Source organism: Variovorax paradoxus (assembly GCF_902712855.1).
Classification (GTDB): domain Bacteria; phylum Pseudomonadota; class Gammaproteobacteria; order Burkholderiales; family Burkholderiaceae_C; genus Variovorax; species Variovorax paradoxus_Q.
In genome coordinates, this window is the sequence record NZ_LR743507.1 from 3,863,030 (window position 1) to 3,877,052 (window position 14,023).

The 14,023-nt window shown below is 67.0% G+C and carries 23 protein-coding genes; 14 read left to right on the top strand and 9 right to left on the bottom strand.

What is annotated here, in order from left to right:
- Positions 1-47 precede the first annotated feature (47 nt).
- The 9 genes from AACL56_RS17830 to AACL56_RS17870 form a co-directional block, all read right to left on the bottom strand.
- Complete coding sequence (locus tag AACL56_RS17830; protein WP_339091143.1) at positions 48-590, bottom strand: hypothetical protein; 543 nt, start codon at positions 588-590, stop codon at positions 48-50.
- Positions 587-1,999, bottom strand: coding sequence for a replicative DNA helicase (locus tag AACL56_RS17835; RefSeq protein ID WP_339091144.1), 1,413 nt, complete (start codon positions 1,997-1,999; stop codon positions 587-589). Before AACL56_RS17835 ends, AACL56_RS17830 begins: the two co-directional genes overlap by 4 nt.
- Positions 1,996-2,880 carry a hypothetical protein gene (locus AACL56_RS17840; RefSeq protein WP_339091145.1) on the bottom strand — a complete coding sequence of 295 codons (885 nt, stop codon included), beginning with the start codon at positions 2,878-2,880 and terminating at the stop codon, positions 1,996-1,998. Before AACL56_RS17840 ends, AACL56_RS17835 begins: the two co-directional genes overlap by 4 nt.
- A complete protein-coding gene (locus AACL56_RS17845; RefSeq protein ID WP_339091146.1) occupies positions 2,877-3,128 on the bottom strand; it encodes a hypothetical protein in 252 nt (83 codons plus the stop codon). The genes AACL56_RS17840 and AACL56_RS17845 overlap by 4 nt, the downstream gene beginning before the upstream one ends.
- Positions 3,125-5,650, bottom strand: a complete 2,526-nt coding sequence (locus AACL56_RS17850; RefSeq protein ID WP_339091147.1) for a DNA methyltransferase — start codon at positions 5,648-5,650, stop codon at positions 3,125-3,127. The genes AACL56_RS17845 and AACL56_RS17850 overlap by 4 nt, the downstream gene beginning before the upstream one ends.
- Entirely contained in the window at positions 5,650-5,892 is a 243-nt protein-coding gene (locus AACL56_RS17855) for a hypothetical protein (protein WP_339091148.1), read from the bottom strand. The genes AACL56_RS17850 and AACL56_RS17855 overlap by 1 nt, the downstream gene beginning before the upstream one ends.
- A 19-nt stretch (positions 5,893-5,911) precedes the next feature.
- On the bottom strand, positions 5,912-6,220 hold the full coding sequence (locus AACL56_RS17860) for a hypothetical protein (RefSeq protein ID WP_339091149.1): 309 nt from the start codon (positions 6,218-6,220) through the stop codon (positions 5,912-5,914).
- A gap of 271 nt (positions 6,221-6,491) precedes the next feature.
- On the bottom strand, positions 6,492-6,701 hold the full coding sequence (locus AACL56_RS17865) for a hypothetical protein (protein WP_339091150.1): 210 nt from the start codon (positions 6,699-6,701) through the stop codon (positions 6,492-6,494).
- 3 nt (positions 6,702-6,704) lie between these two features.
- Positions 6,705-6,962, bottom strand: coding sequence for a hypothetical protein (locus AACL56_RS17870; RefSeq protein WP_339091151.1), 258 nt, complete (start codon positions 6,960-6,962; stop codon positions 6,705-6,707).
- Between the two features lie 80 nt (positions 6,963-7,042).
- Between AACL56_RS17870 and AACL56_RS17875 the strand changes: the two genes are divergently transcribed.
- The 14 genes from AACL56_RS17875 to AACL56_RS17940 all read left to right on the top strand — a co-directional run bounded on the left by AACL56_RS17875 (position 7,043) and on the right by AACL56_RS17940 (position 13,986).
- Positions 7,043-7,738, top strand: a complete 696-nt coding sequence (locus tag AACL56_RS17875; RefSeq protein ID WP_339091152.1) for a S24 family peptidase — start codon at positions 7,043-7,045, stop codon at positions 7,736-7,738.
- Positions 7,739-7,763: 25 nt separating this feature from the next.
- On the top strand, positions 7,764-8,201 hold the full coding sequence (locus AACL56_RS17880) for a hypothetical protein (RefSeq protein WP_339091153.1): 438 nt from the start codon (positions 7,764-7,766) through the stop codon (positions 8,199-8,201).
- Positions 8,202-8,284: 83 nt separating this feature from the next.
- On the top strand, positions 8,285-8,554 hold the full coding sequence (locus AACL56_RS17885) for a hypothetical protein (protein ID WP_339091154.1): 270 nt from the start codon (positions 8,285-8,287) through the stop codon (positions 8,552-8,554).
- Between the two features lie 171 nt (positions 8,555-8,725).
- Positions 8,726-9,031 (top strand): hypothetical protein, encoded by a 306-nt coding sequence (locus AACL56_RS17890; protein WP_339091155.1) that lies wholly within the window; start codon positions 8,726-8,728, stop codon positions 9,029-9,031.
- On the top strand, positions 9,028-9,264 hold the full coding sequence (locus AACL56_RS17895; RefSeq protein ID WP_339091156.1) for a hypothetical protein: 237 nt from the start codon (positions 9,028-9,030) through the stop codon (positions 9,262-9,264). The genes AACL56_RS17890 and AACL56_RS17895 overlap by 4 nt, the downstream gene beginning before the upstream one ends.
- Positions 9,261-9,527 carry a hypothetical protein gene (locus AACL56_RS17900; RefSeq protein WP_339091157.1) on the top strand — a complete coding sequence of 89 codons (267 nt, stop codon included), beginning with the start codon at positions 9,261-9,263 and terminating at the stop codon, positions 9,525-9,527. The genes AACL56_RS17895 and AACL56_RS17900 overlap by 4 nt, the downstream gene beginning before the upstream one ends.
- Positions 9,524-9,754, top strand: coding sequence for a hypothetical protein (locus tag AACL56_RS17905; protein WP_339091158.1), 231 nt, complete (start codon positions 9,524-9,526; stop codon positions 9,752-9,754). Before AACL56_RS17900 ends, AACL56_RS17905 begins: the two co-directional genes overlap by 4 nt.
- Positions 9,751-10,038: a hypothetical protein gene (locus AACL56_RS17910; RefSeq protein WP_339091159.1), complete on the top strand. Its 288-nt coding sequence runs from the start codon at positions 9,751-9,753 to the stop codon at positions 10,036-10,038. The genes AACL56_RS17905 and AACL56_RS17910 overlap by 4 nt, the downstream gene beginning before the upstream one ends.
- A 59-nt stretch (positions 10,039-10,097) precedes the next feature.
- Positions 10,098-10,523: a zinc-finger-containing protein gene (locus tag AACL56_RS17915; RefSeq protein WP_339091160.1), complete on the top strand. Its 426-nt coding sequence runs from the start codon at positions 10,098-10,100 to the stop codon at positions 10,521-10,523.
- On the top strand, positions 10,520-10,711 hold the full coding sequence (locus AACL56_RS17920) for a hypothetical protein (RefSeq protein WP_339091161.1): 192 nt from the start codon (positions 10,520-10,522) through the stop codon (positions 10,709-10,711). The genes AACL56_RS17915 and AACL56_RS17920 overlap by 4 nt, the downstream gene beginning before the upstream one ends.
- A complete protein-coding gene (locus AACL56_RS17925) occupies positions 10,708-10,887 on the top strand; it encodes a hypothetical protein (RefSeq protein ID WP_339091162.1) in 180 nt (59 codons plus the stop codon). The genes AACL56_RS17920 and AACL56_RS17925 overlap by 4 nt, the downstream gene beginning before the upstream one ends.
- Before the next feature lie 10 nt (positions 10,888-10,897).
- Positions 10,898-11,920: an ERF family protein gene (locus AACL56_RS17930; protein WP_339091163.1), complete on the top strand. Its 1,023-nt coding sequence runs from the start codon at positions 10,898-10,900 to the stop codon at positions 11,918-11,920.
- A 12-nt stretch (positions 11,921-11,932) separates the two neighbouring features.
- Entirely contained in the window at positions 11,933-13,675 is a 1,743-nt protein-coding gene (locus tag AACL56_RS17935; protein ID WP_339091164.1) for a YqaJ viral recombinase family protein, read from the top strand.
- A gap of 26 nt (positions 13,676-13,701) precedes the next feature.
- Entirely contained in the window at positions 13,702-13,986 is a 285-nt protein-coding gene (locus tag AACL56_RS17940; RefSeq protein ID WP_339091165.1) for a KTSC domain-containing protein, read from the top strand.
- Positions 13,987-14,023 lie beyond the last annotated feature (37 nt).

The following is a 14,023-nucleotide window of genomic DNA, read 5'->3' on the forward strand; positions in this document are numbered from 1 at the left end:
GACGTAGACCGGCGTGCGGTGAAGCCAACGGTGGCAGCGCGCGCAGATCAAAACGGCAGCCCCTCAGGGATCGGCGCAAAGACCACCACAGATGCTGCGGCGATGGCAGGCGCTGGCCGCTCGCGCTCCCCCACCGTGACGGCCACGCCAAGCGCGGGCCACGCGTGGGAGCTCACGCCATACAACGGGCCCGGCTGGGACTTCGTTCCGATCTGCGGCGTCTTACCACCGCCCACGGCTGGGAATAGGTCGATCAACGCCTGACGCACGTTCGGGTCCTTGGCCTTCGTCGTGCCGCACAGGTGTAGCTTCACGTCCTTTCGGTAGACCAGCTGCACCGTGTCTGGCGAGTGCCAGGCTTGCTTAAAGCGGCCGATCCATACGCAGGTCTCGAACACTTCGCGGCCCACCGCCATGCCGTAGCTGGCGATCATCTCGATGGCAAGGCGCACACCGCTGTCTTCGCGTGTGGCAAGCCAGGTCACCATCTCACGGTTGGGCATCACGCCGCTGTCATGCACGCGGCCATCACCGTAGATGACCCAGCCTGACTGCGTGGTGCCGGGGTCGATTGCGAGGATGAAGCTCACAGCTCGGCTCCCTTCGAAGAGCGCGCGACGCGCACCTGATTGGTCGGGATGGGCGTCTCCGCCGGCCAGTTCGCGAAGCGCGTGTTCTCGCCCACATACATCAGGTCGATCAGCCCCGGCTCGCCGTCACGCAGCTTGGCCACCGACAGCTTGGCGTAGTACTTCCACTCGTCCGACAGCGTCGGGTTGGCCTTGTACGGGCGGTGCACGAACATCACGATGTCTGCGTCCTGCTCGACGGAGCCCGAGTCGCGCAGGTCGGCCAGGATCGGCATCTGGTCGACGCGCTGCTCGACGGCGCGGTTCAGCTGGCACAGGAGGAAGATCGGGCAGCCGAGTTCCTTGGCGAGCGACTTCAGGCCCTTCGTGATCTCCTCGATCTGGTAGACCCGCGGCATCTTCGGATCGATGCCGGCCATCAGGCCGAGGTAGTCGACGATCAGGCATGCCAGCTTGCCGTGTCGCCGGCGCAGGCTGCGCGCGCTGGCGCGCACCTGGTTGATGTTCAGGCCACTGCGATCATTGACCAGGAAGTTCACGCTGCGCAGCCGATCGGTCGCCGCGGTGATCGCGGGCCAGTCGTAGTCCTTCAGGCGCTCACCGCGCTTGATTCTGCTCAGGTGGATGCGCGATTGCAGCGCCATGGCGCGGCTCGTCACCTGCGCCTTCGGCATCTCCATCGAGAACATGCCGACGGCCTTGCCACTCTCCATGGCCATGTGCAGGCCCATCGACAACGCCAGGGCCGACTTGCCCATGCCGGGACGCGCACCGATGACGATGAGCTCGCCGTCGCGCGGGCCGCCGTCGAGACGCGCGTCCAGGTCGATCAGCCCTGTGGCCGTGAAGTCGTCGACGGCTGTGCCCTCGGCCTGGGCGTTGATGCGATCCAGCAGCTGCACGACGCCGGTCTCCATCGTCTGCCACTCGTCGGTCTTGCCCTCGTCGAACAGGCTCGTGACGAGTGCGCTGGCCTGCTCGAGCGTTTCCTCGAACCCAACGCCACGCTGGCACGCCAGCCCGTGGATTTCGCTGCTGGCGGCCATCAGCTTCCGGCGCAGCGCGAAGTCGCGCACGATCAGCGCGTACTGGCGCACGCTGGCGGCGCTCGGCACGTACTGCGCCAGCTCGTTCAGCGTGAGCAGTCCGACCAGATCGTCCTTCCGGATCCGCTTCATCTGGTCGAAGACCGTGAACACGTCCGCCTGGCTGCCGGCATTGATCAGCGCGCCTATGGCGCCGTAGATCAGCCGGTGCTCCTGCCGGAAGAAGTCGCTGTCGGCCAGCACGTCACCCACGCGGTCCCACAGCCCGTTGTCCAGCAGCAGCGCGCCCAGCAGCGACGCCTCGCTCTCTGCGCTCCACAGCGCCACCGGCGCCAGGAGGGATTCATCGACTCGGTCGTTCATGCGGTTTCCTTGTTCGTGTAGTTGCCCTGCACCACCTTCGTGAAGTTCTCTTTGCCCATCAGCCAGGTCAGGTCGCAGCCGCGCCATGCGCCGTTGCGGCCGGTCAGGAAGTCGGATGCGCCGACGGCTTCGAAGAAGCGGCGGAACCACTCGACGCCGTCCTCGGTCGTCGTCGCGTACCGTTGCCCGTTCGTGCTGCGCTTCGCCGTCAGCAGCCACTTCCAGCGCTGGCGCATTGCCTCCGCGCCCTTGCCGTCGGCCCACATCTCGCGGCGCGGTTGCGGCAGCTCGGGCACCAGCTCGGCAAAGAGGTCGAGCAGTCGGGCGTGTGGGCATGCCGGCGGCTCGGCCGGCGACGAGGAAGCGTTAGCTTCCGGAAATAGATCTGAAGGAGAGGAAGAAGACGAAGAAGAAGGGGGGGGTTCTTGGGAACCCTGGAGGGGGGTTTCGTAACCCCCCTTCACCTGCTTCGGCCTACCCCCCTTGGAACCCGCCTCGGCACCCTTGATGCCATGCTCGGCACCCTCCTTGCCGCCCGCGGCGCGGCGGTTGCGCAGGTCTTCGTCGCGCACCATGCGGCGGCTGAAGATCGTTCCGTTCTCCGCCCGCGACAGCACGCCGTTGTCTTCCAGCTCGGCGATCAGCTTGCGGCACAGGGCCGGGCCGATCTTGCAGAGGTTGCCCAGCTGCGTGGGCTCCATGGGCTTGCCGTTGGGCATGGTGAGGTGCCCGTACGGCTCGCCCTGGTGCATCAGGCAGTTCATCTCGTGCCAGAGCCCGCGCGCCGGCAGCGAGCAGCTCTGCAAGGCCACGTCCTTGAACCAGTCGCCCCAGTAGTACTGGGACGCTGGCCGCTTGGTCTTTTCTGCGGAGTCGGTCACGCGCTCACCGCCCTCCGCGCATCCGCCTGGATGGCTGCGATGTCGCCCGCTGCCGAGAAGTAGCTGGCGCCCTCCTCTTCCTCGAGCTGCAGCGCGGCCTCGCGGGCGGAGATCAGCGCTTCCATCTCGCGGCGGTGCCGGTCGGCCTCCTCGCGGTCGCCCAGATCCATGGCGATCTCGATGGCCAAGCCCTCGGCCAGGATGCGATGCTCGCGCTGGCGGGCGATCTTGATCTGGATGGGCGTCATGCGGCCTCCGCTTCGGTCTCGGCCGCCTCGAAGTCGAACAGGCTGGGCATGCTCGCCTCGCGCTCGGCGGCGCGCAGGTAGTGCACCTGGTCGAGGAAGTACGCTGGGTTCAGCTCCGAACCGGCGCCGCGGCGGCCGGCCTTGATCGCGCGCACAGGGACGGTGCCGAGCCCGCAGAACGGGTCGTAGATCACGTCGCCCTTGTTGCTGTACCGCTCGATCAGCCGGTCGACGATGTCGAACTGCAGCGGGCAGACGTGCTTCTCGACGGCGCGATTGGACTGCTCGCCGTTCAGCGTCAGCATGCGCACCACGTCGTGCCAGACCTCGCCGTGGTGGCTGCCCGGCGCCAGGCTCATGAAGGTGCTCGGCAGCGCCTGGCGCTCCAGCAGCTCCTCGCCGATGCGAACATGGAAGTCGAAGTCGTAGACGTTGGCCAGGCTGTGCTCGGTGAAGAGCTTCGCGAGCTTGCTGGGCCCGTAGCTGGCCATCTCCTCCGCGGACAGCATGCGGTTGCCGCTGCTGCGCCAGAAGGCGTGCGCGTCGACCTGCCAGCGTGCGAGGCTGTAGTCGCCCTTCGACTTCGCCACCGGCACGTCGGCGTAGCCGCGCGAGCGGTCCGACTGCGGCTTGTGGAACAGCAGGATGTACTCCGGGGAGCCCACACCCATCTTCGTGCCGTCCTTGCACATCTCGGTGTAGCCGAGGCGGTACGTCTGGTTGTTCTCCCGCACCACGTCGGTGACCACCGTGATCATCCCCATGTAGTCGAAGCCGTGCTTCACGCCGTGGAACAGCGCCTCGGCATGGAACGGGCTGACGGTGGGGATGCCGGCGCCGGTGACGTTGCCGAAGTTGATCCGGTCCTTGACGTGGCAGCAGTAGATGCGGCCGGGCTTCAGGATGCGCAGCAGCTCCGGCGTCAGGTAGTCCATCTGCGCCCAGAAGTGCGCGTTGTCCTGGGTGTGGCCGAAGTCGTTGTAGCTCGGCGTGTACTCGTAGTGGTTGGCGAACGGGATGCTGGTGATGATCTGGTCGACGGAGTTGTCGGCCTGCAGCCGCGCCTCCTCGACGCAGTCGTTTTGCGCCACCGTGAACAGGTCGCCGCGCACCTCGACGCGCTTCACGCCGATCGTGCGCGCCAGCGCGTCCTGCATGGCGAGCTGGCTCAGCCCGAACTTGCGGATGATGTCGGTCATCTTCTGGCCCATTTCCTCGTGCTGTGCCCACTTCGCCTGCAGGGTGCGCAGCACCTCCCGCTCGGCCTCGGTGTGCACGATGTCGATGCGCACCCGATGGGCTTGGCCGAAGCGGTGAACCCGGTGGATGCTCTGGATGAAGTCGTTGAACTTGAAGCCGATGCCCGCGAAGACCTCGCGGTGGCAGTGGCGCTGGAAGTTGCAGCCGCTGCCGGCGATCACGGGCTTCGTGGACAGCACGCGGTGCGCGCCGTTGCCGAAGGCGACGATGCGGTCCTCGCGCTCGTCGAGGTCCTGGGTGCCCCAGACGCTGACGGCCTCGGGTATCGCCTGCTGGATCGCGTGGCGCTCGTCCTCGAGGTCGTGCCAGACGATGAAGTGGTCAGCAGGATCCGCGGCGACCAGCTCCTGCACCTTCGCCACCCGCGCCGGCATGCTGCCGCGCTTCTCGCTGGCCGCTGCCGACAGGCCCATGGCCACGTCCGGAATCAACAGGCCTTGACCATTCTTCTCGGTGCCGGCCGCCGCGTAGTCGCTCGGCACCTCGTGGTACCGGACATCAAGCTCTGGCAGTGCGTAGCCGTCGTCCGAATGGCCGAGGTCGCTCGGGCGCTGGATGAACACCGCCCAGCTGGCCACCCAGAGCCAGAACTCCTCTTCCTTGTGCGGATAGAGGGTGAGGTTTCCCGCCTTCTCGCTGTCGCGCTGGAAGAAGCGCGTGAGCGCCTGGCCGGTGTCCATCACGCCGAGGTAGCCTGCGTAGTGGATCAGCTCCTTGAAGCGGTTCGGGCTCGGCGTGGCCGTGGCCACAAACTTGAACTCGACCGGCGCGAAGGCGGGCAGGAACTCCTGGTAGGTCTTGCTGCCGTAGCTGCGCAGCACGCTGGCTTCGTCGAGGCTCGTAGCGCCGAAGCGCGGCACCGTGATGTTGCCCTCGCGCACGGCCTCGTAGTTGGTCAGGTACAGAGTGGCCGGATCGTCGATCTCGCTGTCGCGGCGCACGAAGCGCATGTCGATCGCGTGCGCGCCGTGGAAACGCGCGTCGATCTCGGCGCGGAACTCCTGCCGCACGCCCAGCGGCGCTACCTGCAGGCGCAGCAGCTCGGGCCGCGCGATGCCGATCTGCCGGAAGATTTCCAGCTGCGTGGCCGTCTTGTGGAGCCCGAAGCTGGCGAAGATGGCCCGCTGCCCGCCCTGCACTGCCCAGCGCACGATGTCGCGGGTGTGCGGCTTCAGCGCGGGGTTGATCTGCTCGAGCGGAACATCGAAGCCCTTGAACTGGGCCATGCGAATCTTGGCCCGGAGGAAGTCGGCGTAGTCCATCACGACCTCGCCTTCCGCGCTTGCGCAGCGATGCGCGTGTCAGCCTTCTTGCTGATGCCGTGCATGGTCGACAGGTCCTTGCCCGTTTTGCGCGCACGGTCCACGTTGGCGGTGCTGGTGCGCCGCGCATTCGCCGAGCGCTGCAGCGGCTTCCAGTTGATCGGCCTGCCGGTGAAGCCCAGGGTGAAGCCGTTGTTCGTCGAGCGCACGATGCGCGTGCCGGGCCAGTAGATGCTCGTCATGCTCGTGCGCTCCCCCTTATCAGGCCAGCCGACCGCCGCGGCGCTCGTGCTCCGCGATCAGCGCGCGCGCCGCGGCCAGCTCGGCCGACAGCGCATGGCGCACGGTGATGTCGCAGCCCATCTGGTCCGCGATCCACTGCAGTGGCGACAGGCTGCCCGTCACCTGCATGAACGCGACGAGACGCTTCGCCCACTGCTGTCCGACGGACCGCATGAACTTGCTCATGTAACCGTGGCTGATGTGGATCTTGTCGGCGATGTCCCAGTCCTCCATGCCGCTGTGCTTCGCCGCGTCGAGCAGCGCCTGGCTGAAGGTCAAGCGGTGCACCACCGCCCTTTCCATCGGGCTGGGCCTGGGCACCTCGCCGATCAGCGGAAGGCTGGCTTGCCAGCGCTTTCCAGTGGTTTCTTGTGGTTTCCATTCGGTTGGGTGAAGACTGCGATCCATGGTGAAAACGACTCCCATCGCTTTGGTTGAAGAAAAGGTCTTGTTGGGCCGTCCTGTCTGCGCAGCCCCCTCGCGGGGGAGTCGGCCGGTTGAGGGCCTTGCAGGAGGGCGGCCCAAAAAGGCCTCTGGGGAATGGACTCACATCGGTGACCTAGCCCTCGACCTGCTGCTTGTCCTGGCGGTCGAGCGACTCCTGCCACTCGCGGTCGCCTGCCACGATCAGCAGCACGCCGAGCAGTACTCCGAAGAGCGCGCACGCGGCAGCGCCATAGCGGCCGGCCGCGAAGGTCATGAAGGTGAGATGCAGGCCGACCAGCACGACGGCCGCGCCGATGCAGATCTCGACGAAGGCGGCACGCATGGCTCAGGCACCTGCCCGAGCGAGTTCGGAAGCCGGCCCGCAGAGCTCGGGCCAGATCTCGCGCCAGTCCGGGCGCTGTTCTTGACGCGGCACTGCGCCGCGGGACTCGCGCTCGATCTTCACGCAGAGCTTTTCGCTCGGGACGCGGGCGTCTTGCTCAGCTGCGAGCTGCGACAGGTAAACCGGGCTGATGCCGATTCGCCCTGCAAACTCGGCGACACCGCCGCGGGGAAGGCTGTCCAGATATGCTCGTAGCTTCATTGGGTGGTATGCATAATGCGCAACATGAGGCGGAGCATAGTGCATACCGGAAGCTTATGCAACACGCATACGCTCCGCGCATGGAAAAAAGTGAGAGCCCAGAAAGCCCGCGTCGCATCCGACGTCGGGAGCGCCTCAAGCAACTACTTGCCGACGAAGGTGGAGCGGCGGCGGTGGCGCGAATCGTGGATACGCCGCGTTCGCACCTCAGCGCGATTACCGCAGGCAGTCGCGGTCTTGGCGACGCACTGGCAGCCAAGCTGGAAATGGCCTTCAACAAGCCCGCCGGCTGGTTCGACACTCCGGTGTCTTCCGCCACCGAACCAGAGCTCGTGGACCTCGATGCCCATCCAGATCTCACCTCAATTCGCAAGGTGACCCTCAGGCTGCAGGCAGGCGTCAACGGGTTTGCAGTCGAGCCGCTCGACGAGATCGATGGGCCGCCGATCTTCTTCCGCAACGACTGGATGCAGCAACGCGGCTTCAAGCCCTATCACCTGATTTCGATCAAGGTGCGCGGCCAGTCGATGGAAGACAAGCTGTTCGAGGGCGACATGGTCGTCATCAACACAGCGGACACGGAGCCTCGCGACGGGGACGTCTTTGCCGTCAACTATGAGGGCGAGGCTGTGATCAAGCGCATGAAGCGCGAGCGCGGCTCCTGGTGGCTCTCCTCTGACAACGTCGACAAGGCGCGCTATCCAGACAAGGAGTGCACCGGCAACGCCTGCATCATTGTCGGGCGCGTGATCCACAAGCAGAGCGAGCGAATCTAGCCGCGCCGCGGCACAGGAGCGATGTATGCGGACCTTCGTTTTTCTTGCTTCGGTTCTCTTGGCCGGCTGCGTTTCTGTCATCGACGCTCAGAACAGCGTTGCGTCCGAGTTCACGTCACCCCTCTCTTCGGAAGCGGCATTCCGGAATGTCGTGCACTCAATGAACGAGTGCTATCCCCAGGGATTCACCATCGCCAGCAACTACTTCCCAGAGGCGAAAGAAGGTGAGATCACCCTGTTCGCAGTCAGCGAGGTGGCTCGATTCGACTACGTGAAAGTCACGACCAAGGCGCACAGCAACGGGACCTTCGTCACACTGAAGCGCCATTCACGCTATCGCGGCTTCGAGGCGGCCATGCCGGGATGGCTTGCCGGCACCGCCACCAGTTGCCCCTATGGCACGCGCTCCGAGCCGAGGCCGCCCGGTTCGGAGCTCAACCAGAACCACATGCCATCGAGGTAGCCCGCGGCGGACAGCCTCAAGGCTGTAAACGCGATATACAGCCGAAGCCTTGTACTCCACCACACAGACCACCTGGAGCCCACATGATTGCGTTCTTCTTCTCCCTCACCGCGTTGGGCGCCGTCGCTGGCGGTGCGTTGCTGGCCTTCACGATTTTCGGATCGCAAAGCGCTCCGCAGCAAGCTGCAGGGGCGGCCATGGCGCTCGGCCTCGCCGTGATCCCCTACATCTTCAGCCGGTGTATCCAGATCGCAATCAGTGAGGGCAATCGCCGCGATGAGAACCAGCGCCTTCTCGACCGTCTCGACGCTCTGACCAAGGCCGTTTCGGCCTCAGGCAGACCTGAGAACTAGGAAAGCTCCCCTTCAACACCAGCCCGCCACGTGCGGGCTTTTTTGTTGCCGCCGCACTCTGCGCAACTTTTTTTCGCGTTGCCGTATGCATACTGCTTGCGCCTGAGTTATGCGTAATGCATACTCCACTCGCACCGATGCACTTCCGCATTGGTCTTGAGGAGATCGGCAATGCAAGTACAACCGAGCGAAGCGCGCAGCCCTGGCGGCGCTATCGCGATGACCGCGGGAATGGACCGCGAGCTGGCGCAGATGCGCGCGCTGCGCGCACCGACGTCCGCCGCCCTGTCGCCGCGCGAGCATTACCCGCTGCACTCGATGGCGGAAGCCGCTGCGAAGAGGCTGCTGCTGGAAGCGATCGCGAAGTTGCACCAGGTCCAGCGCGCCGCCGAGGCCGCTGACTACGGCGCCCAGTTCACCGGCTCGGTGGACGAAGCCATCGCCCAGATCAACTACACGCTGGGGATGCTGGCATGAGCGCCCAGCCCACCGCTCGCCTGATCGCGGCGCTGCGCATGGTGCTGCCGCTGGTCGACTCGGATGGCCAAGCCTGGCAGTCGGAAGAGATCCGCGCTGCCATCGCCGAAGGTGAAGCCGAGCAGCGCGCGCTGGCCGCCGACCGCGCGCTGGACGCGGCGAAGGCCACGCCCGCCTACTTCGCGCCGTCCGACCTCTTCTCGCTGTCGCAGCAGAACCGAGGTGTCCTTTGAGCACCGCGCAGCACACGCCGGGGCAGTTGCCCCTTGCAGCCGACTCGTTCCGTCGCTGGTTCGAATCTACCGGCCACTGGGTCTACGAGTACCGCGCGGAAGCTGTGCGCGTTTGGCGCGAGCGCGGGATCGATGGGCGCGCGGACTACACCGCGGCGCTCGGCGCAGCGCTACAGCCGTGGGTCGACGCGGATCCGCTGCCGGCCTTGGTGGCGAAGTGGAACGCAGAGCGCGTGGCCAAGCAGGAAGGGGCAGCAGCATGAGCGACGGCCTCGACCTTGACCGCGCGATCAACGCGGTTCGCGCCGCCGCCAGCGCTGCTGGTGATGCCAGCGGCAACTGTGATGCGGCAATGCACCTGTTCGAACGCGGCAACGTTGGCCGCGCTGCCGAAGAGGTGGAGTGGGCCGAGCAGAACGCGAAATCGGCTTTGCACCGAATCGCCGAAGCCCGCGCCGCCATCGCCAAGGCCACCGGGAGCCCAGCATGAGCACGATCAGCAAGCGTGACGCCGCCCTGCTGGTCGCCAGCATCCGCAGTGCGAAGGTGAGCGGGCACGCGATCGCCGCGCGCACCGGTGGCCGCGATGACGCGGCGATGGCCGGGTTCCTCGGCGGTCTCGAAAGCGTACTGCAGCACTTCCTTATGCAGAGCGGTTGCTTCGAAGCGGCGACCGCGCTGTCGGCAGCGATGAACGACATGCCGACCGATGTCGAGATCGCCCGCCGCAACAACGAAATTGCGCAGCTGGGCATGAAAGCGAGGGCCGCTTGATGGGCCTCAGCCGCAAAGAGCGCGAGCGCCGCGCTAGCCTGCCTCCGCGCACGGAACCCGTGTCCCCCTGGGTGCCCTCGCGCCGCGCCGTGGCGCGCGTGCGCAACCCGCTGCCGGTGCCAGAGAAGTGCCCGCACTGCAGCTCGCCCGTCTTCATCGACTCCAACGCCTGCATCTACGGCCGCGAGTACGGTGAATGGCCTTGGGCGCTGATGTGCACCGGCTGCGATTCGTACGTAGGCCTTCACCTGTTCACTGGCATCCCGCTGGGCACGCTGGCCACACCGCCGATGCGGCGGGCCCGCGGCGCGGCCAAGGACGCCTTCAACCCATTGTGGCAAGGCGGCGGCATGACGCGCACCGAGGCCTATGCCTGGCTGGCCGGCGCACTCGGCATCGCCGACGTCGAGCAATGCCACATCGGGTGGTTCGACGTCGCGCAGTGCGCCGCAGTCGTGGCCGCCGTGAAAGCGAGGACCGCATGAATGCCACTCGCACCACCGTCGGCCAGCACCTCGTGCGCTGGGCGCTCAGCGCCGCGGCCCTGATCACCGTCCTGTTCCTGCAGGCCTACCTCGAGCACCAGCACAGCGAGACCGAGGCGGCCTCCATCACCGCCCAGATCGACAACGACCGCGCCGCCGAGCACGCGGCGCTGAAAGGCACGCGATGAGCCGCGCACATCCCCACTACTTCCCCGACGAGGTCCCGGACCCCGTGGCCGAGCCCTACGGCTCCATCGACGCGCTGCTGCGCATGGCGGTCCTCTGGATCGCCGTCGGCGCCGGCTGCGGCGTGCTGGCCGCGGTCATCGCCCTCTTCTTCCCCACCGCCTCCCTTCCCTTCTGAAAGGCACCCCGTGAACGCAACGTCCACCGCCGAGCACGAGGTGCTCGAACTCGAAACCATCGACCGCACTGCTTCGGCGCCGGTGCCCGCCGTGCAGCAGGGCGGCGCGCTGGCCAGCAGCATGCCCGAGTCCTCCCCGTTCGGAATGATGCTCATCGCGCTCGGCCGCGGCGCGTCGCTCGACCTGGTCGAGAGCGCCATGAAGCTGCAGGAGCGCTGGGAGGCCAACGAGGCGCGCAAGGCCTTCGTGAAGGCCATGGCCGACTTCAAGGCCGAGCCGCTGGAAATCTTCAAGCGCAAGCAGGTGGGCTACACCACGGACAAGGGCGGCTTCGTCGGCTACAAGCATGCCGAGCTATCGCACATCACCGACGTGGTGGTGCCGGCGATGGCGCGCCACGGGCTCTCGCACCGCTGGGACCTGCAGCAGGGCAGCGGCCGAATCGTGGTCACGTGCACCATCACCCACCGCCTGGGCCACAGCGAGTCCGTTTCGCTCGACGGCGCGCCGGACAACAGCGGGAAGAAGAACGGCATCCAGCAGGTCGCGTCGACCATCACCTACCTGCAGCGCTACACGCTGCTCGCGGCTACCGGCCTTGCCACCAAGGACGATGCCGATGACGACGGCCGCAGCGCCAGCGGCGATGACGGCCAAGACGCGCAGCAGCAGCGCGCCAGCGCGCCTCCGCCGCCTGCCGGGCCGACGTGCTGGCCCGCCGACCTGTTCGCGCAGCGCCTGCCTGAGTGGCGCGCGGCCATCGCTGCGGGCCGCGCAAAGGCTGACCAGGTCATCGCCAAGGCACGCACGAAGTACCCGCTGAGTGACGAGCAGATCACCGCCATCCGCGCGCCTGCCAGTGGCGGTGCGCCGGGCCCGACCTACGCGCAGGTCGCCGACCAGCTGCACAAGGCCGTCGACGAAGACGCGCTCAACGTCGCCGCCGACCTCATCAAGGCCGTGGCGGATGCCACTCACCGCACCGACCTCAACGCGCTCTACGACAAGCGCCGCGCCGAACTCAACGCCTGAAAGACCACCACCATGAAGAACCTCGACCTCGTTCAAGGTAGCCCCGAGTGGCACGCCCACCGCGCGACGCACTTCAACGCCAGCGACGCGCCGGCGATGATGGGCTGCTCGAAGTACAAGACCCGCTCGCAACTGCTCCACGAGCTGCACACCGGCATCACGCCGGAGGTCGACGCGGCGCAGCAACGCCGCTTCGATGACGGCCACCGCGCCGAAGCGCTCGCACGGCCGCTCGCCGAAGCGACCATCGGCGAAGACCTCTACCCGGTGGTCGGCACCGAGGGCGAGCTGAGCGCGTCGTTCGACGGCCTGACCATGGACGAGTCGATCGCGTTCGAGCACAAGTCGCTCAACGACGAACTGCGCGCCGCGATGACCACGATGGACGGCGCGGCCCTGCCGCTGGCGTACCGCGTGCAGATGGAGCAGCAGTGCGCGGTATCGGGCTGCCAGCGGGTGCTGTTCATGGCCACGAAGTGGGACGGCGACGAGCTGGTCGAGCGCCGCGAAGCCTGGTACACGCCGGACCTGCAGCTGCGCGCGCAGATCGTTGCCGGATGGGCCCAGCTCGCGCAGGACCTTGCCGCCTACGTGCCCTCCACCGCGCCGGCGGCCGAGAAGGTCGTGGCCGAGCCGGTGGAGGCCCTGCCCGCGCCCTTCGTGCAGGTCACCGGTCAGCTCGCCCTGCAGGACAACTTCAAGGTGTTCGAGGAGCGCCTGCGCGACTTCCTCGACAACCGGCTGATCCGCGAGCCGAAGACCGACGAAGACTTCGTCAACCTCGACGCCCAGATCAAGGCTATGAAGCAGGGTCGCGATGCGCTGAAGTCGGCCAAGGCTCAGATGCTGGCGCAGGTGCAGCCGGTCGACATGGCCAACAAGGCTGCCGACGCGCTCGACAAGCTGCTGCAGCAGAGCTGCAAGATGGCCGAGGAACTGCTGGCCGCCGAGAAGGATCGCCGACGCGGTGAAATCGTCGCCGACGGCGTGAAGGGTCTGGCCGCGCACGTTGCCTCGCTGAACGGCCGCCTCGGCAAGCCCTACATGCCGACGGTGCCGGCCGACTTCGGCGGCGCCATCAAGGGCAAGCGCAGCCTGGCCAGCATGGAGGAAGCCGTCTCCAACGAGCTGACGCGCGCGAAGCTCGCGGCGAACGAGATCGCCGACCGCATCCAGGTGAACCTGACCACGCTGCGCGAGCAGGCCGCCGAGGTGGCATTCCTGTTCCCCGACACCGCGCAGATCGTGCTGAAGGCACCGGACGACCTCGCCACGCTGGTGAAGGCGCGCATCGCCGAGCACCAGCAGAAGGAGCAGGCGCGCATCGAGGCCGACCGCGAGCGCATCCGCAAGGAAGAAGCCGCGCGCCTCGAGCGCGAGCAGGAAGAAGAGCGCCAGCGCCTTGCCCGCGAGGAGGCTGCGCGAGTCACCGCTGCAGCACCCGCACCAGTGGCGGCGCCCGCGCCGGCCTCCGCGGCACCTGTTCCCACGCCGGCACCAACGCCCGCTCCCACCGTCATCGCCATGCCGCCGCTCGCGCAGCCGGCCGCCAACGTCGCGCCCTCACTGAGCATCGGCGCCATCAACGAGCGGCTGCAGTACTTCACGCTGACCGCCGAAGGCCTGCGCGGTCTGGGCTTCGAGCCGGCCGGCCGCGAGCGCGCGGCGCCCCGGTACCACGAGAGCGATTTCCCTCACATGCTGGCCGCCATCGTGGGGCACGTGCAGGGCATCCAGGCCAAGCAGGCCGCCTGATCACCCGCAACTTCTAGAGCACCACCATGCCCAAGACCTACGCGGCTCCGGCCGCCTTCTCCACCAAGCCCTACGTGGCGATCCCGACCACGCCCGTGGAATCCCACCAGGTGGCGGCCATCGGCTACGACGCAGAGCGCCGCACGCTCGAGGTGACATTCACCCGCAGCCCTGGCCACATCTACCAGTACCCGAACGTCGCGCCGGAGGTGCACACGGCTTTCATGGCCGCCGAGTCGAAGGGCAAGTACTTCGGCGAGCACATCAAGCCCCTGGCCTTCGACAAGTTCCCCGCGCCCGTCGCGGCCTGATCCCTTTCCGGGCGCGCCTGGCTGGGCCATCTCCTCC